Below are 21,386 nucleotides of genomic sequence, written 5' to 3'. Positions count from 1 at the left end.
AATCTACTATACCCAAATCGTTATTCTACTATTCTTTACCTGATGGGTTTGCTGTAGTTTAGCAACAAATCCCTTGCCCGTGAAACGATCTGTATCCGCTCTTCTTTGTTTCATTTTTGTTTCTATTGGCTTTACCCAGCCGCTTGTTGATACTGTTGGCAAAATGATCGAGCAAAAAGAAAAGATCATCACGGAAACAACCATCATTAAAATTGAGAATCTCGGCTTTCGTGTAAATTCTGAATTACCTGAGTTACGTCCTACTATTTCTGCTGATGGAAATCTTTTATTTTTCATTTGTGAAAGTCATCCTGAAAACAATCATGCACATGAAGTGCGCAACTCGCAGGATATCTGGTATTCGATCCGTGATACTGCAACAGGCAAATGGACGGATGCTATTCATTTAGGACCTCCCTTTAACACTGCACATTACAATGCGGTGTATTGGATATCGCCTGATAAAAACAGGATTCTTCTTCGCAATGCATTTGTTGATGGTGATTATTACGGCAATGGTGTAAGCATGAGCGAAGTGCAGAAAGACGGACGATGGAGCAAACCCAATATGCTCAAAATAAAAAACTATCACAAGTATGATCGTGGGTTTCAATCGGGTGCAAGTATGTCTAGTGATGGACAGGTGTTGCTACTCTACATGAGTGAAGAAAGCAAAAGCCGCATCAATAAAATTTATGCATGTTTCCTTCAAGAAGATGGCACATGGAGCGAACCAAAAAGTATCGGCAAAAAAATAAATCTGCCAGGTTATAATCAAATGACGCCTTACCTCGCATCGGATGCTGTTACACTTTATTTCAGCAGCGACCGGCCCGGCGGTATTGGCGACCAGGATATCTGGAAAACAAAACGATTAGATGATACATGGTTAAAGTGGAGTGAGCCTGTAAATCTCGGGGAACCAATCAACACGGCTAACTTTGATGCGTTCTTTACTTTAGATGCCGGTGGTGAATATGCTTATCTCACAAGCAGTTTTCAATCGCTGGGTAAAAGTGATATCGTAAGAGTGAAATTATTGGAGATCGAAAAACCTGATCCCGTTGTGTTGGTAAGCGGCAATGTGTATAATGCAAAAACAAAACAACCGTTGAGTGCAAGTCTTGTGTATGAAACATTACCCGATGGTGTAATTGCAGGTAATGGGTTATCAAGTCCCGGTGATGGTGCATTCCAGATCGTATTGCCATATGATAAAAATTATCTTATCCGTGCATCTGCCGATCATTTCTTTGCACAATCAGAAAACCTTAATCTTGACTCATTGATCCGTGCAGGTTATAAAGAAATTCACAAAGACCTTTATCTTGTTCCCATCGAGATCGGACAGATCGTTCGGTTGAACAATGTGTTCTTCGATTTTGATAAATGGGATCTCCGCCCTGTTTCTTTTATCGAGTTGAACCGTGTGGTGAAAATGCTTAATGATAACCCGGCGATCAGCATTGAATTGGGAGCACATACTGACGCCAAGGGTTCTGATGAATACAATATTAAACTCAGTCATAACCGTGCAAACTCGGCGATGCAATATATTTTATCGAAGGGTATTGCGCCTGAACGGGTGAGCTTTAAAGGTTATGGCGAAACAGTACCTGTGGCAACAAATGATACAGATGAAGGAAGACAGCTTAACCGAAGAGTAGAATTTAAAATATTATCAAACTAAACTTACACGATCATACCGGCACTGCTACAACACAAATTGCTGATGTTGGAGAAAGTTCTTTTAGTTTCGTATCGAGCACAGTAAATCCATGGGCTGATAATTTTTCAGCTATAAGATCTGCTGCACTGATGGTTATTTCATACGGATCCTGGAAAAAGATAAACAGCTTACCACCAGGTTTTAAAAACTGTTTCACCCGTTGCAATACTTTAGCAGGATCTTTCCGGAAAAAATTAAGATTGAAAGCAGTGATTACATCGAATGTTGACCGTTGCAGATCTGCTTTCAGGAAATCTGCAGTTACGAATGAGGCAACTCCACCTGCAATAAATGATTTATTTCTCAGCTTTGCTTTTTCGATCATGAAAGAAGATTTATCGATGGCAACCAGTTTTCCATCTTGTAGTTTGTTGCAGATCACTTCCGCCATCAACCCAACACCACATCCAATTTCCAACACACGGTGCCACGGTTGCAAATCGAGCATATCAACAGCCCATATGAATCGTTTGGGCATTGCGGTATATGTCTTGTCGTTGATCATAGTTCTGAAAACAAATTTTTAAACAAAATTCCCCGCTGGACAACGGGGAATACTCACATTTTACTTAAGAGACCTGAATAAGTTAATCATCATTGTCATCATCTACCTCAACATCATCAATTTTATTAAAGTTGGCTCGTATGATATTATACAATGCCACATTTGAATTTGCAGAAATAACAATCTCCCCATTTGTTAAAGTGGCCGCATTCAAAGCAGCATCAGTAATTCCGCTTGTAAGCAAATCAAGATTAAGACTGACAATAGCGTTGATATCTGCATTAGGTGGAATCGAAAAATCTTCAAACTCTGCCTCTACTTCAAAGGAATCATTGATTCGAAACACAATGGGTGTTGCATTATAAGTTCCTCTTAATTCAAGGGCAGGGGCAGCACTTGTTGCGGCAAGATGAACTTCAAATTCTACTTCTTCATACATGCCTGGCGGCACATTTATAAAACCAAGAGATTCAAGTGGTGAAAATAAATCAATACGCTGTGCTGCTTTTGATTTGAATTCGGTTTCATTTTCATCTCCTTCCTTTTCTGCTTCAAATTCAATTTCATTTACCGATGCAAAACCACTCGTCCATGTTATACTACCTGTAGTGCGTCCCGCTATTTCTCCTGATGAAATTCTTCCACCTGCCCTTGAACCTCCGGTGGTTTTTATTTTCATATTTACACCCGACTGATTACTTTCTTTTTTACAACCCACTAACATTGAGAACAAAGCAATAGCAAATATGCAAATGAATCCGGGTTTCATACATGACAATTTTTAAATGAATTGAAAATAGAAGCACTCTATCTCAATAACAATTTTTATACCAACTCATTATGTATGTGGAAAAATCAAGAACCAATTTTTACTGTTTAAGCTGCAACAGAGGACACATCGCAATAGAATTGCACAAACCAATTCATCCTTACTTTTTATTTACAGGTTTCTCCATATTTTGTTTTACCCTGAACTTTACAATTTTTGTAATGAGTGTTAAAGGCATTGGTTCACCAAGCGGAAACTGGACTGCCCCTTTTGAACTTTTGTACGCAGATAATTCTTTTTCAAATGCCTTTATACCTGCGGGTGCAGGATAAAAACCAACATGCTGTTTGTACCCTCCGAAATGAACAAGATTGCCATTAAGTTTATACGTTGGAATGCCATAGCCAATTGTTTCCTCTGCCTGGGGAGCAGCTTTCTTAATACAGTTATGAACTTCCTTTAATATTTTCTGTGTAGCAGCAGGAAAGGCAGCAATGTATTCTTGAATTGTTTCAGGTTTTGCCGAATTCATGTTGAGTAAATTAAACTGTTAAATAAAAATCTACACCGCCACCATCTCTTTGTTATACTTATTCCGATACGCCAGTGGCGATAATCCCGTGATCTTGCGAAATACTGTACGGAATGCTTTTTCGTCAGAATAACCAGTGTCGTACATCACCTCGTTTACATTCTTACGTCCGCTTTCCAATTGTTTCTTTGCTGCCTCTATTTTCACCCGTTGAATATATTCAACAACAGTATTAGCTGTTGCTTTTTTGAAACGACGTTCAAGGTTACGTCTTCCAAGCGCCAACATATCCGCCAGGTGATCTACCGTTATACGATCCTGGTAGTTGCGTTCAATATATTCCTGTGCTTTTTTGATCGATTCATCTTCATGCGCTTTTTGTCCGTTGAAAATAATGAACGGACTTTGACTTTCACGATCAATATCGATCATAAATGTTTTGGCAATACGCACTGCAATTTCACGGCCTGCATGTTTTTCAATAATATAAGCCAACAGGTTTAAAAAAGAATAGGCACCACCACTGGTGTACAAACCATCTTCTTCTGTCATGATGCGATCATCAACCAGTTCTACATCAGGAAACATTCTGCGGAAATCATTTGCGGCGATCCAATGTGTGGCACATTTCTTTCCTTTGAGCAAACCGGTAGCTGCTAAAAAGAAAGAGCCAATACAAAAGCTCACTATTTCTGACCCTTTATGATATTGCTCCACCATCCATGGAAGGAATGCAGCATTACTTTCCATTGCTTTTGGAAGATCGCCATGCATTGCTGGGATAATGATGATATTAGTTTGTTTCACATCAGAGATCAATACATCGGGTTGGATCGTGTACAGGCCATTACGTTGCTCAATATTTTTTTCTAACCCAACCAGTTGAATCCTGAACAATGGCTCCTCTCCCATTGCTACACGAATATTATTTACTTCGTTTAATATCTGATGTGTACCATCAATGTTTGGCAAACTGGTGTGCCCCAGCGGAACTAAAATTGAAATGTGTTTCATCTATTGGTCGTTTAATAAAGCAGATCGTTTGGTTAAGAGTTATCAAATGTAAGGAATGCATTTGTCGCAATCAACCCCAGATAAAGCCGCATTTGCACCCTTCATGTAAAAAAAACTGTTTTTAGGTTTGTGCAAGAATCATGCATATGATAACAGGCACAGTACAAATAGCATCACTCATCAATCATATTGAACAGGTTACCGGCACACTGGTGCAATTACTGCAAGCAATTGAAGAGCCGTTTTTTAATCAAAGGCCCGGAGCAGATAAATGGAGTATTGCACAGGTGGCCGATCATATCAGGCTCTCCAATAACTCAGTGGCAAAAGCTCTGGCGTTGAAGGGAAACCCAGTAGACCGTAACCCAGGTGAACGGATCGACGAACTGAAGAAGATCTTTCTTGATTTTCAGAAAAAATACCAATCCCCTGATTTTATCGTACCAACAAAAAATATTTACGACCCTGAATTGTTGTTGAAAGAATTGCAGGAATCGATACAACGCATCAGGGAACGGATGTATGAAGACGACCTTGATGAAATGATCCATCACCCGGCATTTGGCAACATCAGCAAATTTGAGATCCTGCATTTTGTTTTGTATCATACACAACGGCATTTGCGGCAGATAAAAGAGATCGCTGCAAACTTGTAAAACAGTAACAACATGATCGAACTGTTTAAAACAAATGTGACTGATATTAACGCAAAGGAATGTCTCATCCATTTTCTGGCGCAGTTCTTTCCCAACTGCCGTATCACCATCGACCTGCATGATTGTGATAAAGTATTGAGGCTCGAAGGAATAAATGTGCAAACGGAAACAGTGAAACAGCTGGTGCGTGAAAAAGGGTTTCACTGCAGCGAGCTGGATTAATAAAACTCTTAACCATTAACCATATCTACAAAAAAGAAAACAGATGAAAATTTTAAAACGAATCCTCCTTGCTGTTCTCGGTATCATTGTCATTATTCTCGTCTTTGCCTTATTCATCGACAAAGAATTTTCTTTATCTAAAGAAATCATCGTCAACAAACCTAAGCAACAGGTTTTCGATTATGTGAAACTTATTAAAAACCAGGAACAATACAGCGTATGGGTTATGAAAGATCCCAACATCAAAATTGTGTACAGCGGTACCGATGGCACAGTTGGCGCACAATCGGCCTGGGAAAGTGAAGACAAGAATGTGGGTGTGGGTGAACAGCAGATCATTGAACTGAAGGAAGCCGAAAGCATGAAAGTGGAATTGCGTTTTAAAGAACCATTTGAAGGCACGAATTATGCTACAAATACATTTACATCGGTAAACGACAACCAGACAAAAGTTACCACCACTTTTTCTGGCAAATCCGAATGGCCCATGAATTTTATGAACCTGTTCATGAACATGGTCCTTGGTAAAGACATGGAAACAAATCTAAACAACATGAAAACAAACCTGGAGAAATAAACGCATCCATGGCTACAAAGAAAATTAAACCAACTGATGAAGAACTGGTGAACGACTGGATGAATACACTGGAGCATCCGTTGAAAGCCGAAATAGATGCTGTTCGTAAGATCATTAAAGACAGTAACAAGAACATTCATGAACGTATTAAATGGAATGCGCCCAGTTATTACAGCAAAGAAGATATTGTAACGTTTAATCACCGTGCCACTGAACATGTGCATCTCATTTTCCATCATCCTACAATCGTAAAAATAAAATCGGCATTACTCGAAGGCGATTACAAAGACCGACGTATGTTATACCTGCCCGACATGAAAGCTGTAAAAGCAAATAAAAAAGAATTGCAACGGATCATTAACGAATCGGTGCAGTTAATTAATTAAACCTTAAAACAAATGTTATGGAACATCTTCATTTCTCAGTAGACATCAACGCACCAAAAGAAAAAGTATGGGATACTCTTTGGGCAAAAGGAAAATATGAAACATGGACAGCAGTCTTCAGCGAAGGCTCCACCGTGGAAACCGATTGGAAAGAAGGTAGTAAAGTTTTATTTACTGATGGCAAAGGAAGTGGCATGGTAAGTAAAATAGCCGCAAACAAACCAAACGAGTACATGTCGTTCGAACATCTCGGCGAATTAAAAGATGGCGTGGAAGATACCACAAGTGAAAAAGTAAAGCAGTGGCAAGGAGCTACAGAAAATTATACGCTTACAGAAAACAATGGCGGTACAAAGCTTGAGGTTGACATGGCTATTACTTCCGACTTTAAAGATTATTTTGAAAAGACCTGGCCCCAGGCTATTGAATCAATTAAAACATTGGCTGAATCAAACAACTAAACAATGGCAACAATAAAATCGATCTACATCAATTTGCCTGTTAAGGACCTTGCCGTAACAAAGGCATTCTGGGCAACTTTAGGATTCAGCTTTAATGAGCAATTCAGTGATGATAAAGCTGTGTGTCTTGTATTGAACGAAGGAACAATGTATTCCATGCTTATTACACATGAATTCTTTTCTACGTTCACGAACCGTTCTATTGCAGACGGAACCACTACACAGGTATTGATCGCCATAGAAGTTGAAAGCAGGGAAAGAGTTGATGAAATAATAAAGGCGGCACTTTCTAATGGCGGCAGTCGCTATCGTGAGTCGGCCGATCATGGATGGATGTATTACGATTCTTTTGCAGACCCTGATGGACATCAATGGGAAGTAATGTACACCGATGCGTCGCAAATTCCTTCCTGACATTATCATCATTAAAAATTTCGGATCATGCCAACAATACTAAACCCTTATCTCATCTTTAACGGCAATTGTAAAGAAGCAATGAATTTTTATAAGGATTGCTTCGGTGGCGAACTAACCATGCAAACAGTTGCCGAATCGCCCATGGCAAGTCAGTTACCTCCCAACCTGCAGGATGCAATTATGCATTCGCAATTGATCAGCGGATCGATCGTAATCATGGCTTCGGATATGAACCGGGAAAAACTGAACGATGGCAATGGTTCACAACTTTGCCTGCAATGCAGCAGCGAAGAAGAAGTGAAACGTTTCTTTGCACACCTTGAGCAAGGAGGTATAGTCACGGAACCATTAGCCAAAATGTTCTGGGGTGGTTATTATGGTTCGCTGATCGATAAGTATGGCAAATACTGGTCGTTCAATTACGAAGAACCTCACCCATAACAAAGTTTGTTAATCTTAAACAGGATGCTTGGCTGCATCCTGTTTCCAATTATCTTTAGCAGCATAAAATTTCAGTGATGAAACAAATGCTGCTTTTTCTTTTCAGCGCTTTTTTATTCAGTACCTCAAATGCTCAAAGTTTTACAGAAGTAGAACAGATCATGCTCAACAACCAGAAACAGTTGGGCGATGACCAGGCTCTCATTATTTACAAAGATGGCAAAGCATTGTACCAGAAAATGCTGGGCGATTTCAGGCCAAACATACAGGCACCGATTGGCGAAAGCAGTCAATGGCTTACCGCAGCAATGGTCATGATCATGGTGCAGGAAGGAAAAATTTCACTGGATGATAACGTTGGAAAATACCTGCCCATTTTCCCAAAGTGGATGAAGGGTTACATCACCATCCGTCATTGCCTCAGCCACACAACAGGTATTGAAACAGATAAACAAGGAGCAGGCAAATTATTTCAACGAAAGAGTTTTTCATCGCTTGAAGAAGAAGTGAATTATTATGCTGAGAAAAGAGCTATCGCCAATAATCCCGGCAATTGGTTTCAGTATGATCAGATCGGCCCTTCCATTGCAGGACGTGTATTGGAAGTAGTGACAAAGAAAAAATTTGACCGATTGATACAGGAGAAATTATTTCGTCCGCTGAACATGCGCATCACAAGTTTTAGTAATTACACATCTGCTATCAGTCCGTTTGATGGTGCAAAATCGTCAGCCGTTGAATACACAAATTTCTTAAGCATGTTATTGAATAAAGGCATGTTTAATGGGAAACAAATTTTAACGGAAGCATCCATTGCAGAAATAATGAAACTGCAAACAGGCACTGCGCTGAATAAATACACACCGCCTTTTATGAATGGCTTTAGTTATGGCCTCGGCACATGGCGAGAAACAAGTGATGGTAAAGTTGTGAACTGTGTATCACAAAACAGCCCGTTTGTATGGATCGACTATTGCCGTGGCTACAGTTGTATTCTCTTGGCCAAAAAGGAAAGGGATGGATTAAAACGTGAATTGTATGATCAACTGAAAGCAGCTATTGATGCACAGATCACAAGCACTTGCAAATAAATACCATTCTTTCTAATTTGAGTACAGAAACGTTTACCCATGTATGAACATAAAAGGCAACCTCTTGCTTCAACGAAAAAGTATTATCAACGAATAGGCAGAAGCCTTTTGCTTGCACTCGTGGTTTTATTTATCAGTTTATTGATCGGCATCGTAGGCTATCACTACACTACAGGTATGGATTGGCTCGATGCGCTATTGAATGCATCGATGATCCTCAGCGGCATGGGACCGGTTGATACTATTACGCAACCGGCCGGAAAATGGTTTGCTTCTTTTTATGCGCTCTTCAGCGGTGTAGTTTTTATTACAAACATCGGGCTTATACTAGCGCCCGCTATTCACCGTATCATGCACAGGTTGCATGTGGAAGACAAATAAAGCAGAGCATCTTCCAAACACAGGCTGTATTTTTACAGCCTTAACAATTTTCCCTGCTAAACACATCAGCACATACCGCCTTCATAAAACAAACAGCTGCATCGCTTGGTTTCAGCTATTGTGGTATTGCCAAAGCCCAACGGCTTGATGATGATGCAAAAAAACTTGAAGCCTGGCTGAACAAGGGCATGCATGGCAGCATGCAATACATGGAAAATCATTTCGACATGCGTGTTGATCCTACACAACTTGTACCCGGGGCAAAGAGTGTGATCACATTAATGATGAATTATTTTCCATCAGCTACACAAAAAGAAAACGCTCCCAAGATTTCGAAGTATGCTTTTGGAAATGATTACCATGAAGTGATCCGCAACAAACTGAAAGAACTATTAGCATTGATCAATACAAACATTGGTAAAGTAAACGGCAGGGGTTTTGTTGATAGTGCACCTGTATTAGAAAGAAGTTGGGCCCAACGAAGTGGTTTGGGTTGGATCGGCAAGAATGGAAACCTCATCAGTAAACAAAGTGGTTCGTTCTTTTTTCTTGCAACTCTCATCTGCGATCTAGAACTGGAATATGATTCGCCTTTTGCAAAAGATTTTTGCGGCAGCTGCACAAAATGTATTGACAGTTGCCCTACGGATGCTATCCTTCCAGACAAAGTAATTGATGGCAGCAAATGCATCTCCTACTTCACCATCGAATTAAAAGATGCATTGATCGATGAAAACATGAAAGGCAAATTCAAAAATTGGATGTTTGGTTGCGATGTTTGCCAGGATGTTTGTCCATGGAACCGTTTCAGCAAACCAACAACAGAACAAAAATTTACGCCTATTCCCGAAATATTAAATCTATCAAATAAAGAATGGGAAGAAATGAGTGAAGAAACATTTAAGCAATTATTTAAAAATTCTCCCCTCAAACGAACAAAGTTTGCCGGTATTCAACGCAACTTAAAATTCATTCAGTCCGCTTAAAAAAGAAAGAGGCACAAAGCCTCTTTGATAGGTGTATCCCGGTTGCATATTCAACAATAATGAACAAGTTGCTTAGAACATCAATCCAAATTTCACCACTACACGGTTGAAGCGATAATTATAATTCAGAACGTTTTCTCCATTGGGTTGCGGCCACGATTGCCAGCTGAAGCCCTGTTGTTTTTCAGGCACATGTTTGTAAGAATAACCTGCACTAAACAAAAACCCATCTCCCTTTTTTGTTGCCAAACGAAATCCTACACCTGCATCGGTGTACAAGCCTGTACTCTGCGAGATGATATTGCGTTGATCTTTGTTTTTGATCCAGGGAACATGAGCGCCCGCATCGGTATAAATAAAAAATGATTTGCGTTGATTAGAAAAATGATAACGCACATCTGCAAAAAGAGGCACACCTCGCTGCATGTAGAAATCAAGACCCGTTCCTACACCAGCATACCAGTTGCCAAAACGAAATCCATTGATCGTTTGTATTGCAAACGATTCTGCTGAGCTTCCGGCCAGTAATCCTCCCTGGATGATCGTTTGAAATTTTAACGGCTTTTCATTTCCAGTTTTCATTTTCTCTTGTGCAAACAAACAGCTTACCATTAAACTAAACAGTGAAATAAGAGTACTCCTCATACGATTATCTTTGAATAGTGATACTGCTACGTTGACTGATATTTGTTTGATTGCTGTAATCAAATTGCAACAACGCTGTTTTTGTTACAACCAATGCGTTACCGTTCCAGGCAATTACATCATAGGCTTCAAATCCTTTAATATGTTTCACCAAGCTTAAACTGCCCGGGTTTGCTGCATTGTAAATACGCAAACCATCTTTACCATCGCACACAAACAACAGGTTGCCATCTTTAGATAAACCATGCGGATTTGTCAGCGGATAGGTTTTAAGTAATGAAGGTGCTTGCAGGTTTGTAATATTGATAACGTCAAGTTGATTTGCAATTGCTCCACGGCATGTGGTGCCGCTGCGCAGAGTTACATAAGCATGTGTATCATCAGCAATCACAGGATCGCAGGCAAATGCATGTTGAAAACTTCCTGTTTTTTGAGGTACTGCAGGATTTTGCACACTAAAGATGAACATACCATTGTTCGAACCAATAAATAATTGTTCTTTGAAGGGATAGATGGTTTCAATTCCCCAACCTACCGCTACTGTGTTCAAGTGTTGCGGTTGATCTGCATTTTGCAAACCAAATACTTTCAGATCGTTGTTTGAAACGGTGTAGAGATAATCATTCTTCAAGGCAAATCTTGCCATGGACCCATTTATCCCTTTTGTAACTGCAGCGGCACCTGATGAAGAAAAGTTTTGTGCTACCGCAAGAAAACCTCTGTCCCACAGAAAAGGCCCTTGCCTTTGTCCATTACTGCAACTTACGGTTACCGTTGTATCTTTTCGTAGCCAGTCAACGATCACCAGATTTGTATCAGCCGAAAAACCATTGCTGAATAAACGGTGCGGAAACACTTTTTCTTTAATGTTCAAAACTTTTACCTGTTGAGGATTACTGATATCAATTGTAATAAGATCGTTGAAGAGATCGGCATACAACCTGTTTCCATTTATCGCAAGATCAATATTGCCGGGCACTTCTATAAAGCCAATGTTTTTTGGCTGTGATGGATTACTGTTATCGATCACATGTATGCCTTTGTCAATTTCATTGAGAAAAATAGTATTGCCGAAGAGTGAAATTTTACCGGGATTAATGATTGCTTTCGCAGGTTTACTTTTTATTTCACTCCATACTTCCTGCTTGGTTTTATAAACCGGACGAAGCAGCGTATAGGTTTGTGTGCACTTGTCTTTAAGACAGCTTTGCAATAAAGAAACAGTTACAAGCAGTAACGCAAAGGTTTTGAAATTTCTTTGTTTCATATTACAGCAGTTTGTTTAGAAGGTTGACACTGCCTGTTTTAAAACCGTTGCGTTGCTTCTATTTATTTTCAGCGATTAAAAAAGATACGGTAACGGATACCTGTTTGCCACCAGTAATCCTTTGATGTGCTCTTATAGGCCGGACGCAATCCATAATCGAGGTACAATCCTAACTGTGAGCTTGTTTTTTTACCTCTCCATTCAAATGATGGTGATATATATAGTTGTGGCTGATATGTGGTTGCTTTTGTTTCTTTTATAACTGTGCTACCATTATAAGCAGTGCTGCGGTAACTTTCAGCTGCATAACGAAATGCAGACAGCGTATCAGTTTGTGTTGAGGATACTACAAACCAGTTATGTACACCGGCACTGAATAATAATTTACCTTTTTTAATATCAGCAATTTTAAATTCCAGTTCAAGCGGCACATTCAAAGTATGCATGCGAAATTGTTCAGTTTTTTCTTTTGTTGAAATATTGCTGAACATATTCGTGGGCGTCAAAAATGAATCGATACGCTGGCGTTGTGTAACAGAGTAGCTGCTGTATTGATATTGCAGACCTGTTACAAACGAATGTCTTTTCTTAAATGGTTTGCGTAACAAAACACCAACGCCTAATTGAGCAGCAGGTTTTATGGCATAGTCATATTGAACAATTCGTGTAGCCCCACCCTGTCCACCATTGCCAATTCCAGTGGGAGAATAAAATCGATCGGAAAGAGAGAAAGATTTAAATCCTGATCCCGGGAACAGACTTCCCCTGATATCAGCTATTCCTGTACTTACATGTAAACCCAACTGCCATTTCTTTTTTGTAATTGTTGGTGCGGGTTCTGCAAGCGCAACAGCATTTGTATCAACAGTGGAAGTTGATGCAGTTGTTTGTGCTGTATCTGTTTTAATTACTGCGGATAGGTTAACAGCAGGACTATCTGTTTTTTGTTCAGGTTGTTTTGTTTCAACAGAAACAATCGTTTGATCAACGGATGCTTCTTTTTGCACTGTTACTTTATCAGTAACAAGAGCAACTTCATCTTTACTTTTTTGCTTTTGAGTTGTTACTGCAACTATTTGCCTGTTTCCCGTTTTTATCTTCTGAATATTCACTGGTTTTACAATTGTATTCTGTTTAACCGGTGTTGATGTTTCCTTTTTCAGACCTAAGATTTTTTCTTCAGTCTCTTTTTTAGAAGCTGTTGTTTCGTTTACAGTTGTCGATGATTCGGTTTTGGTTAATGGCGATTCAATTGAATTATTTTCTCTGGTTAATGTTGTATTTGATTTATCTGAGTTTGTCTGCACAGCTACATCAGCTTTCGCAGGTTCTTCCGCAGGCCATACAGCATAGAGCAACCCTCCAATTAAAAGTGCTGCAATGGGTAAATAGAAAAACCATCTCCTGCGTTTTCTATCTTCTTCCAATTGTATCTCCACTTGTTGCCACACTTCTGCCGATGGCTTCAGTTTGAAGTCGGACAGCTGCTGGCTTACCTTTTGTTCAAATTGATGATCCGCCATACACTTGCTTTTGGGGTTCGGAATTATATTTTTCAATCCAGGTGATCAACAGGTTTCTTGCTCGCATATACTGGCTGCGGCTGGTGCCTTCGCTGATGCCGAGCATCTTTCCGATCTCTACATGTGTGAAGCCTTCCACTGCATGCAGGTTAAAGATCGTTTGATAACCGGTGGGGAGTTGTCTTATCAATTCAGCCAGTTGTTTGGTTCGTAGTAACACTTCAGGGTTATCATTACTTACAGGATGTAACGGCTCACTCAGGAACGACATATCGTATTGGTATTCCTTTTTCTTTTTTAAATAGTTCAAAGCAGTGTTCACCATAATGGTGCGTATCCAGCCTCCCAATTCTCCTTCACTTCGGTAAGTATGAAGGTTACGAAACACTTTTACAAAACCTTCCTGCAATACATCTTCCGCATCGGCCAGGGATTTGGTATAACGGTAACAAATACCAAGCATGGTTTCAGCAAAAGCATCATAGAGTTGCTTTTGAGCCATGGCATTGCCACGCAAACAGTCTTTTATTAGTTGCCGCTGATCGATCATTCAGGTTTTGTAAAGGGTTGACAAAGCTATTTCACCATTCGTTGCTCCTCTGTTAAAAATTTTTTACAAAAAGAAGCCCCGTTAGAAAACGGGGCTGTTACACTTAAAACATAACTACTGATAAAATATTTATATCGCCGGATCGGCGGGTGTATTTGGATTATTTAATCGTTCCTGGTCAGGATAAGGATAGAAATTCCTGTTGCGTTCAAATGTTACAGGAACGGGATTTACATTTGCAGGAGGAGCTGTACGGCCAAAGCGACGACTGTCTTCTAAGCGCAGTCCGCTTAAATACAACTCAGCACAACGCTGCCGGTAAACTTCGATTAGCAGATCATTTACTGTAGTTGAACCTGAATATGCCGGTAGGTTAGCATGCACGCCAAAAACATCACCGGTTGATTGTTGACGCACGGCATTGATCTCTGTAATTGCGTCTGCTACTGTACCGCCGGAACGCAGAATAGCTTCAGCTTTGATCAAACGCATTTCATCGGGTAAATAAACGGGAATAGGGCTGCTGTTTGTTTGTGCAAAACCACGAATAGTGCGCAACACATCAGGACCGCTAGTTACTTGTGCTCCCTGGAAATAAAAAGCAATGCGCCCATCAGCAGGATCGAACATACCTGCCGGTAGACCAAAATTATCACGTGGAGAAAAACTGTTTACCACACGTAATTGATTAAAAATAGGGTTTACAGTTTGTGCACCATCATATGCAAACTGTGAAGCTGAATTTAATGGAACAAGATTAGCAGCAGCAATTGCCTGTGCATGACGGCCTGCCATCAGGTTATATCTTGCCAGGTATGCATTGATACAATTCAACAGGTTAAAATTTGCACCCGCTACTCTTGTATTAAATTCGGCTGATGGTGCAGTTGCAGCAATTAATGCTGCAGCCTGTTCGAGCAACTCAATTGCTTTTAATAAACCATTCTGACGGGTAACAAATGTTACGCCACCTGCTTTATTGGTTGCAACAGGTACTTGTTCAAACGCTGTTGCCAATCCCCCAATCGCCATGGCTTTAAATAAATGTGCATGTGCTACCACACCTGAACGCATGGCGTTATCTGTTGCAAGAACAGTTGGCGCATTTTCAATAATATCATCCGCCATACCCATTACACGATTCATACGCAACCAAACACCCAATACATTTCCATTAAATGTTGGCAATGCAGAACCGCCTGCTTCAATTTCAAGTACGTTCGTAAATGTGGCTATACCTTTTACTTCACGTGTTGTGCCACCGGTTGTTATTGCCAGCGATTCAAAAGCAGAAGCAGCATAGTTTTGTTTCATACCAATACTGTAAGTGATCAATCCCTCACGTGTAGAGACAACCTGCGCATCAGTAGGACCATTCGGATTTACAATATCCATCTTGCAACTGCTGAATGCAAATGCAATGAGGGATACAGAACAGACGAATATCTTTTTCATATCATTAAATTTTTTTCAATTAGAAATTAATGTTTACTGCAAACATGATCATTCTTGGGATCGGTACTTCCACAAAATCGAAACCACGCACCGCATTATCCTGTCCTGCAGCATTTACTTCCGGATCCCATCCGCTGTATTTATCAAATGAAAGCAGGTTACGTCCAATTACACTCAAACGCATACTGTTGCCTTTTAAAAACTTCGGCTTCATATTATAAGCTACTGATACTTCACGAAGCTTTACAAACGATCCATCTTCGATCCAGTTTTCAAAAATGCTGAAGAGAGCAGCGCTTGTACCTTTAGGTACTTCTCCACGCAACTCAGGTTCGTATCCTTTCAATCCGCCATAAAAATCACGATCACCTACACGCTTGGTAAAGTTGAATACATCATAACCCAACATTGCATCCCACTGCATACGGAAATTAAATTTGCCGAAATCGAGTTCGTCAATTTTAGAAATGACATGTTTAGGATTTGGCTGACCAATTACCTTACTCAGCAATGTACCGGTTGGTTGACCATTTGCACCACGTTGAACTGTGTAGTTACCATTAGCCAATTGTATTCCTCTTTCACGTTGTGGCAATCCATTCAAATCACGCAGCAAAGTTCCATCAGGATTTCGTGCAAAGAAGGTACTGTAATATGCACCTAACGGATAACCATTCACTGCGGCAACCTGTCCAAAGCCACCGGCAAACGGCAATACGCCGTTACCTTCCACACCATTTACTACATTCTTATTATTGAGATAAGACAAGCTTGATACCCAGCGCAACTTATTCTTATTAAGAATAACTGCACGAACAAGGAATTCAAATCCTTTGTTGGTCATGGTACCAATGTTTACAAAGCGATTGTTATAACCAGTTGTTGGAGCAAGTGTGCGGTTGAGAATAAGATCTTTTACATCTTTATTGAAATAGCTGAATTCAACACTGATGGCATCATTTAACAAGCCAAGGTCGAAACCAACTTCAACTTCCGTTTGGCGTTCTGGTTTCACTGTGAAATTACCCAATGTAGATGGGGCAATATAGCCAGCCTGCCCGCCATAAACTACTGGTGAGAAATTTGTAAAACGGTCGTATTGACCAATGGCAGTTAAGTTACCACTCTGTCCATATGCTGCACGCAGTTTTAAACTGCTTACTGCTTTTGCCAGACCATCAGTCCAGAATTTTTCATTTGATACAATATATGTTCCGCTCACTTTGGGGAAGAACTGCCAACGGTTATCAATGCCATACACAGACGATGCATCAACACGTGCTGCGCCTGTAACAAAGTATCTGTTTTTAAATCCAAATGTTTGTTGCAGGAAAGCACCCATAATTACACGCTCGCCTCTAAACTCACCAGCAGCAATGGTTCCGTTGTTAATGGTTTGACCAAATGCACCCAACTGTGTTGCATTTGCAGAAAAAGTCAACGTACGATCGTATTGTAGTGTTCCACCCAATGATGTTGTTGACTGCAGTTCATTTGCAATTTCTTTTTGATAGGTAGCTGTAAGATCATTATTCAACTGCATAACAGTCGCATCTGCACGACGTATAAAACCACCGTTATAAGAAGGCGTTGTATTACGTGGAGGAATATAGGCAGTTGCTGTTTGCGTGTAGTTATCGATCCCTGAAGTAAACTCAATATTCAATCCTGTAACCGGCTTAATGGTTAACTGTGCACTTGATACAATACGGCTTGTCTTTTGGCGGAAATCGAAACGCTCAATTGCTTCCAATGGGTTTGTACGTGCAACAATAGCTGTTGCATTTACAGATGGATAAATACCCGTTGCAGGATCTTTATCCGGATTAACATAGTTATTGCCAAAAATAAAACCGGTCAAAGCACCATATGCTTCATTGATACCACCATTGGGAATTTCCTTACTGGTGCTGTATGTATAAGCAGTATTGAAATTAAGCGTCATTGTTTTATTCAGCTTTTGCTGAAGGTTTAAACGAAAACCATTCCGCATAAAATTGGTATTGCGTACAATGCCTTCGTTATAAAGGTTTGAAACCGACGCATAATATTTTGTATTAACAGTGCCTCCCGAAACTGACAACACATTCTCTGTGCCAATAGCATTTTGAAAAATTTTATCCTGGAAATCATAACGCTGTACAGGAACGGTAGTAAGATCGCTTGCTACAAAATTTGTAAAACGGAATGGCACCTGATTATACTCCATTTTTTTACGGAGTGAACTGCTGCGCAACTGTGTAGAGAAACTGAATTGGGGTTTGCCTTCACGACCTTTCTTTGTAAATATCTGTACTACACCGTTATTAGCTCTTGAACCATAGATAGCTGCTGCAGCTGCACCTTTAATAATTTCAATACGATCGATATCAGCAGGGTTAATATCAACCAACCTGTTTTGTGCATAACCACCAAGATCGATCAACTGCCGGGAATCGTTATTGACAATGACTCCATCAACAATATATAAAGGATCAGAAGAACCAACAATGGTACTTGGTCCACGTAAACGAACAGTAATACCACCGGCAGGGTTTCCACTGTTTTGTGTAACCTGTGCACCTGCAACTTTTCCCTGCAAACCCATATCAATAGATGTTGCGCCACCTCTTGTTAACTCTCTGCCCGATACTGTTGCAATAGCATTACCCAATTGTTTTTTCTTAGTGGCAACACCTGTACCTGTTACAACAACTTCATCAAGACCTAATACGTCATCCTCTAACTCAATATCGCTTGTGTAACTGTTTGTGCCACTTTCAATGGATATATTTTTTGTTGCTGTTTTATATCCAACACCTGAGAACTCCAATACATACTTACCCGGTTTCAGAGTAGCAGAAAAACTATACGCTCCGGTTGCATCGGTTGATGTACCAAAATTTGTATTACGCACCACTACCGAGACGTTGGATGCTGCTGCATTACCCGAAGCGGTTACCTTACCGGAAATTGTTACTTGTGCCTGTACCATTGAACAGAGCATTAACAAGAGCAGAAATAAGGGCACTTGAACCCATCTGCTTTTTTGCTTTTTTAAGTTTCGTTTCATTTTGCAGTTTTTAGTTTGAATAATCAATGTGGAGCATTAAAGAATGCTGATGCCGGCTTCTTTGTAAGGGTCGAAGATGTTGCTGTCAGGTGATAATTCGGTTACTAACATATCCAGTTCATTTGCTTTGCACACCTGGATATTTTGAACGGTATTTATTTTTTCAGAGATGGATAACGCAACTACTTTTGATGCTGATTCACGCATGGCTTTCTTTACTTGCACTACATCGTAATCATTATCAGTTAAACCATGTTCAAGATCAAGTGCATTGATGCCGAGAAAACACAGATCCACTTTAAATTGCCTGATCTTAAGAATGGCTTCTGCACCAATGGAGATCTGTGAACTCTTCGATAATTTATCACCAATAAAGATCACTTCAATGTTTGGGTGATGAATGTATTCCAATGCTGCGGGCAGGCTACCCGTTATAAATGTTGCACGCAAATTCTCCGGCAATGCTTTGGCCATTTCGATGATGGTAGTACCACCGGTACTCATCACAAACATCCCATCCTTAATAAGTGATGCAGCTTTTTGAGCGATCGTCTTTTTAGCATCAATACTATAGACACTTGAGGAATTGATAGAGCTGCTGAATGATTTTGATAACGCACCGCCATGCACTTTAATGATCTTGCCTTTGTCAGCTAGTTCCTGCAGATCACGGCGGATGGTATCTTCTGATACACTGATCTGCGTACTAAGGTCAGATGACAACACACGGTTGTGCAGGTTCACCTGGTGTACAATAAAAGCTTGTCTTTCCTGCTTTAGCATGTTGGTTTGGCTGTTAATCGTTAGAAATAAGAGAAAGGAAAAGTACAAAAGTTTTTAAAACCCGCAAAAAAATGCAAGCTCTTTCTACATGAACGGCACAAAACAGCATAAAAAATCAAACCGGGTGCAAATTCGGGCATTTCTTATATTTATTCCATGAACAGGAATATGCAACAATTAACTGCCATTGCGCAGAAAAAGCAACGCCGCATTATTGGCTTAATGAGCGGCACCTCAGTTGACGGTTTGGATATTGCCTATTGCACAATTTCAGGCGAAGGGCATGATACCAAAATTGAATTGACTGCGTTTGAGACCATTGCTTATGATCCTGATTTTAAAGCAGAGATCAAATCTGTCTTTTCTAAAAAAGAGGTTGACTTTGAAAAATTATGCTTACTTAATCCCTGGGTTGCACAACAGCAGGCAGCGATGATCAATTCTTTTCTGCAAAAGAACAATATCAACAAAGAAGAAGTTGATTTGATTGCAAGCCATGGACAAACGGTGTATCATGCACCAAAGGCTTTGCATCAACAGGAAAAATTCAGCAATGCTACTTTGCAAATAGGCGATGGCGATCATATGGCTGTTGAAACAGGCATCATTACTATCAGTGATTTTCGTCAGAAGCATATTGCTGCCGGTGGCGAAGGTGCACCACTTGCTGTGTACGGTGATTATTTTATTTTTTCGAAGAAAGGCGAAGACCGCATTATGCTTAACATGGGTGGCATTGCCAACTTTACTTTTCTTCCCGGTTCAATGGATGCTAATAAAATTTTCAGTACCGATACCGGAACGGGCAATACATTAATGGATGCATTGATGCAGCAATATTTCCCGGGTAAATATTTTGATGAAGATGCAGCAGTTGCAAAAAAAGGAACGATCAATGCATCATTACTAAACGCATTAAAAGATCATTCGTTCTTTCAACAATCATTTCCTAAAACAACGGGACCTGAATTGTTTAATCTGCATTATTTACAAACTGCAAAAGAAAAATCGGGCACAACTGATTTGAACGTGTATGATACAATGGCAACATTGAATGCATTTTCGGCTCAAACTATCGCTGAAGCTATCATCAAAACAATGCCGCAGAATAATACTTTTCATTTATACGCAAGTGGTGGCGGTATGCACAATCCATTATTGATGGAGCAGATAAAACGATTACTACCTAATGTTCCTATTCATTTAACAAGTGAGCTGGGCATAAATCCTGATGCAAAAGAAGCGGTGTTGTTTGCCATACTCGCCAACGAATGTATTGCAGGTGGCAATGTGCAATTCAGCAATGAGTTAAAAGGAATTCCATCTGTAACAATGGGGAAGATCAGTTTCCCATGGTGATGGAAGCTGATGTATTATTTTCATCAGTGAGTTCAATATAATTTTTGAATTGTTCCAATCCTTTATCGAAAGCTGAGCCAATGATCTGGTCGGTAAAGATGCCAAAGAAGCGCTCCCAGGGATACCATTTCAATTTGTATTCCATATACCAGAGCACTTCGGTTACCTTATTGTTTGCACCTGTGCTGCGGATGCGAAAACCGCCTTCGGCTTTGTTCATATCCTTTAGTTCATGCAATACTAAAATTTCGTTTTGTTTGATTGACTGAATGGTCATAGTTCCTGCACTGTTGACTTTCACACCTTTCCAACGGAAGTAAGAACCCGGTTGATCAGTAACTGCTGAGAGTTGAACAATCGCTCCACTATCGGCTGTGATCCATGGCAACCATTTGTTCCAGTTCTTTACATCACTTAATTCTTTGAACACTTTGCTGCTGTCGGCAGTTACAATAATGCCACGTGAAATTTTTACACTCGACGGAATAAACAACCCGATGATTGTAATGACAGCAAACAATCCAAGCAGCACAAACAAAAACATTTTTATTAAACGCATAAGAAAAGTTGATAGTTAATAGTTGA

Annotated in this window: 24 protein-coding genes; 12 read left to right on the top strand and 12 right to left on the bottom strand. The window is 40.0% G+C overall.

Features of this window, described 5'->3' with window-relative positions:
- The first annotated feature begins 79 nt into the window (after positions 1–79).
- Positions 80–1,690, top strand: a complete 1,611-nt coding sequence (locus tag WG954_RS12465; RefSeq protein ID WP_340436912.1) for an OmpA family protein — start codon at positions 80–82, stop codon at positions 1,688–1,690.
- A gap of 10 nt (positions 1,691–1,700) precedes the next feature.
- Here WG954_RS12465 and WG954_RS12460 read toward each other — a convergent pair whose 3' ends face one another.
- From WG954_RS12460 to WG954_RS12445, 4 genes are all read right to left on the bottom strand, one after another.
- Positions 1,701–2,234, bottom strand: a complete 534-nt coding sequence (locus tag WG954_RS12460) for a class I SAM-dependent methyltransferase (RefSeq protein ID WP_340436911.1) — start codon at positions 2,232–2,234, stop codon at positions 1,701–1,703.
- Positions 2,235–2,316: 82 nt separating this feature from the next.
- Positions 2,317–3,003, bottom strand: coding sequence for a hypothetical protein (locus WG954_RS12455; RefSeq protein ID WP_340436910.1), 687 nt, complete (start codon positions 3,001–3,003; stop codon positions 2,317–2,319).
- 160 nt (positions 3,004–3,163) lie between these two features.
- Complete coding sequence (locus WG954_RS12450) at positions 3,164–3,535, bottom strand: iron chaperone (protein WP_340436909.1); 372 nt, start codon at positions 3,533–3,535, stop codon at positions 3,164–3,166.
- Between the two features lie 30 nt (positions 3,536–3,565).
- Positions 3,566–4,549: a GlxA family transcriptional regulator gene (locus WG954_RS12445; protein ID WP_340436908.1), complete on the bottom strand. Its 984-nt coding sequence runs from the start codon at positions 4,547–4,549 to the stop codon at positions 3,566–3,568.
- A gap of 140 nt (positions 4,550–4,689) precedes the next feature.
- On the opposite strand from WG954_RS12445, the gene WG954_RS12440 reads away from it, so the two are divergent.
- The 10 genes from WG954_RS12440 to queG all read left to right on the top strand — a co-directional run bounded on the left by WG954_RS12440 (position 4,690) and on the right by queG (position 10,167).
- Positions 4,690–5,205, top strand: coding sequence for a DinB family protein (locus WG954_RS12440; RefSeq protein ID WP_340436907.1), 516 nt, complete (start codon positions 4,690–4,692; stop codon positions 5,203–5,205).
- Positions 5,206–5,217: 12 nt separating this feature from the next.
- Complete coding sequence (locus WG954_RS12435; protein ID WP_340436906.1) at positions 5,218–5,427, top strand: hypothetical protein; 210 nt, start codon at positions 5,218–5,220, stop codon at positions 5,425–5,427.
- Positions 5,428–5,470: 43 nt separating this feature from the next.
- Positions 5,471–6,004 (top strand): SRPBCC family protein, encoded by a 534-nt coding sequence (locus tag WG954_RS12430; protein ID WP_340436905.1) that lies wholly within the window; start codon positions 5,471–5,473, stop codon positions 6,002–6,004.
- Between the two features lie 8 nt (positions 6,005–6,012).
- Complete coding sequence (locus tag WG954_RS12425) at positions 6,013–6,390, top strand: DUF1801 domain-containing protein (protein WP_340436904.1); 378 nt, start codon at positions 6,013–6,015, stop codon at positions 6,388–6,390.
- Positions 6,391–6,407: 17 nt separating this feature from the next.
- A complete protein-coding gene (locus WG954_RS12420; RefSeq protein ID WP_340436903.1) occupies positions 6,408–6,851 on the top strand; it encodes an SRPBCC family protein in 444 nt (147 codons plus the stop codon).
- A gap of 3 nt (positions 6,852–6,854) precedes the next feature.
- Complete coding sequence (locus WG954_RS12415) at positions 6,855–7,265, top strand: VOC family protein (RefSeq protein ID WP_340436902.1); 411 nt, start codon at positions 6,855–6,857, stop codon at positions 7,263–7,265.
- Between the two features lie 27 nt (positions 7,266–7,292).
- Positions 7,293–7,709 carry a VOC family protein gene (locus tag WG954_RS12410; RefSeq protein ID WP_340436901.1) on the top strand — a complete coding sequence of 139 codons (417 nt, stop codon included), beginning with the start codon at positions 7,293–7,295 and terminating at the stop codon, positions 7,707–7,709.
- A gap of 77 nt (positions 7,710–7,786) precedes the next feature.
- Positions 7,787–8,800, top strand: coding sequence for a serine hydrolase domain-containing protein (locus WG954_RS12405; protein WP_340436900.1), 1,014 nt, complete (start codon positions 7,787–7,789; stop codon positions 8,798–8,800).
- A 39-nt stretch (positions 8,801–8,839) separates the two neighbouring features.
- Entirely contained in the window at positions 8,840–9,181 is a 342-nt protein-coding gene (locus tag WG954_RS12400) for a hypothetical protein (RefSeq protein ID WP_340436899.1), read from the top strand.
- A gap of 53 nt (positions 9,182–9,234) precedes the next feature.
- The gene (queG, locus tag WG954_RS12395) at positions 9,235–10,167 is read left to right on the top strand and encodes a tRNA epoxyqueuosine(34) reductase QueG (RefSeq protein WP_340438916.1); all 933 of its coding nucleotides are present in this window, start codon (positions 9,235–9,237) and stop codon (positions 10,165–10,167) included.
- A 72-nt stretch (positions 10,168–10,239) separates the two neighbouring features.
- Here the strand turns inward: queG and WG954_RS12390 are convergent, their stop codons facing one another.
- From WG954_RS12390 to WG954_RS12360, 7 genes are all read right to left on the bottom strand, one after another.
- Positions 10,240–10,812 (bottom strand): hypothetical protein, encoded by a 573-nt coding sequence (locus WG954_RS12390; protein ID WP_340436898.1) that lies wholly within the window; start codon positions 10,810–10,812, stop codon positions 10,240–10,242.
- 4 nt (positions 10,813–10,816) lie between these two features.
- Positions 10,817–12,079 carry an LVIVD repeat-containing protein gene (locus WG954_RS12385; RefSeq protein ID WP_340436897.1) on the bottom strand — a complete coding sequence of 421 codons (1,263 nt, stop codon included), beginning with the start codon at positions 12,077–12,079 and terminating at the stop codon, positions 10,817–10,819.
- Positions 12,080–12,147: 68 nt separating this feature from the next.
- A complete protein-coding gene (locus WG954_RS12380; protein ID WP_340436896.1) occupies positions 12,148–13,602 on the bottom strand; it encodes an outer membrane beta-barrel protein in 1,455 nt (484 codons plus the stop codon).
- Positions 13,583–14,152 (bottom strand): RNA polymerase sigma factor, encoded by a 570-nt coding sequence (locus tag WG954_RS12375; protein WP_324228772.1) that lies wholly within the window; start codon positions 14,150–14,152, stop codon positions 13,583–13,585. The genes WG954_RS12380 and WG954_RS12375 overlap by 20 nt, the downstream gene beginning before the upstream one ends.
- A 129-nt stretch (positions 14,153–14,281) precedes the next feature.
- Positions 14,282–15,607 carry a RagB/SusD family nutrient uptake outer membrane protein gene (locus WG954_RS12370; protein WP_340436892.1) on the bottom strand — a complete coding sequence of 442 codons (1,326 nt, stop codon included), beginning with the start codon at positions 15,605–15,607 and terminating at the stop codon, positions 14,282–14,284.
- A 19-nt stretch (positions 15,608–15,626) separates the two neighbouring features.
- Entirely contained in the window at positions 15,627–18,581 is a 2,955-nt protein-coding gene (locus tag WG954_RS12365) for a SusC/RagA family TonB-linked outer membrane protein (RefSeq protein ID WP_340436891.1), read from the bottom strand.
- Positions 18,582–18,695: 114 nt separating this feature from the next.
- Positions 18,696–19,442: a DeoR/GlpR family DNA-binding transcription regulator gene (locus tag WG954_RS12360; RefSeq protein ID WP_340436889.1), complete on the bottom strand. Its 747-nt coding sequence runs from the start codon at positions 19,440–19,442 to the stop codon at positions 18,696–18,698.
- Between the two features lie 156 nt (positions 19,443–19,598).
- Between WG954_RS12360 and WG954_RS12355 the strand changes: the two genes are divergently transcribed.
- Positions 19,599–20,801: an anhydro-N-acetylmuramic acid kinase gene (locus WG954_RS12355; RefSeq protein WP_340436886.1), complete on the top strand. Its 1,203-nt coding sequence runs from the start codon at positions 19,599–19,601 to the stop codon at positions 20,799–20,801.
- On the opposite strand, the gene WG954_RS12350 is transcribed toward WG954_RS12355, so the two are convergent.
- Positions 20,785–21,360: an SRPBCC family protein gene (locus WG954_RS12350; RefSeq protein WP_340436884.1), complete on the bottom strand. Its 576-nt coding sequence runs from the start codon at positions 21,358–21,360 to the stop codon at positions 20,785–20,787. The two genes, WG954_RS12355 and WG954_RS12350, sit on opposite strands and share 17 nt — an antisense overlap.
- Between the last annotated feature and the right edge of the window lie 26 nt (positions 21,361–21,386).

Origin of the sequence: Lacibacter sp. H375, from assembly GCF_037892425.1 — a bacterium.
Classification (GTDB): Bacteria; Bacteroidota; Bacteroidia; order Chitinophagales; family Chitinophagaceae; genus Lacibacter.
The sequence above is the reverse complement of the archived record's forward strand: the minus strand, read 5'-3'. Positions and strand labels throughout refer to the sequence as shown.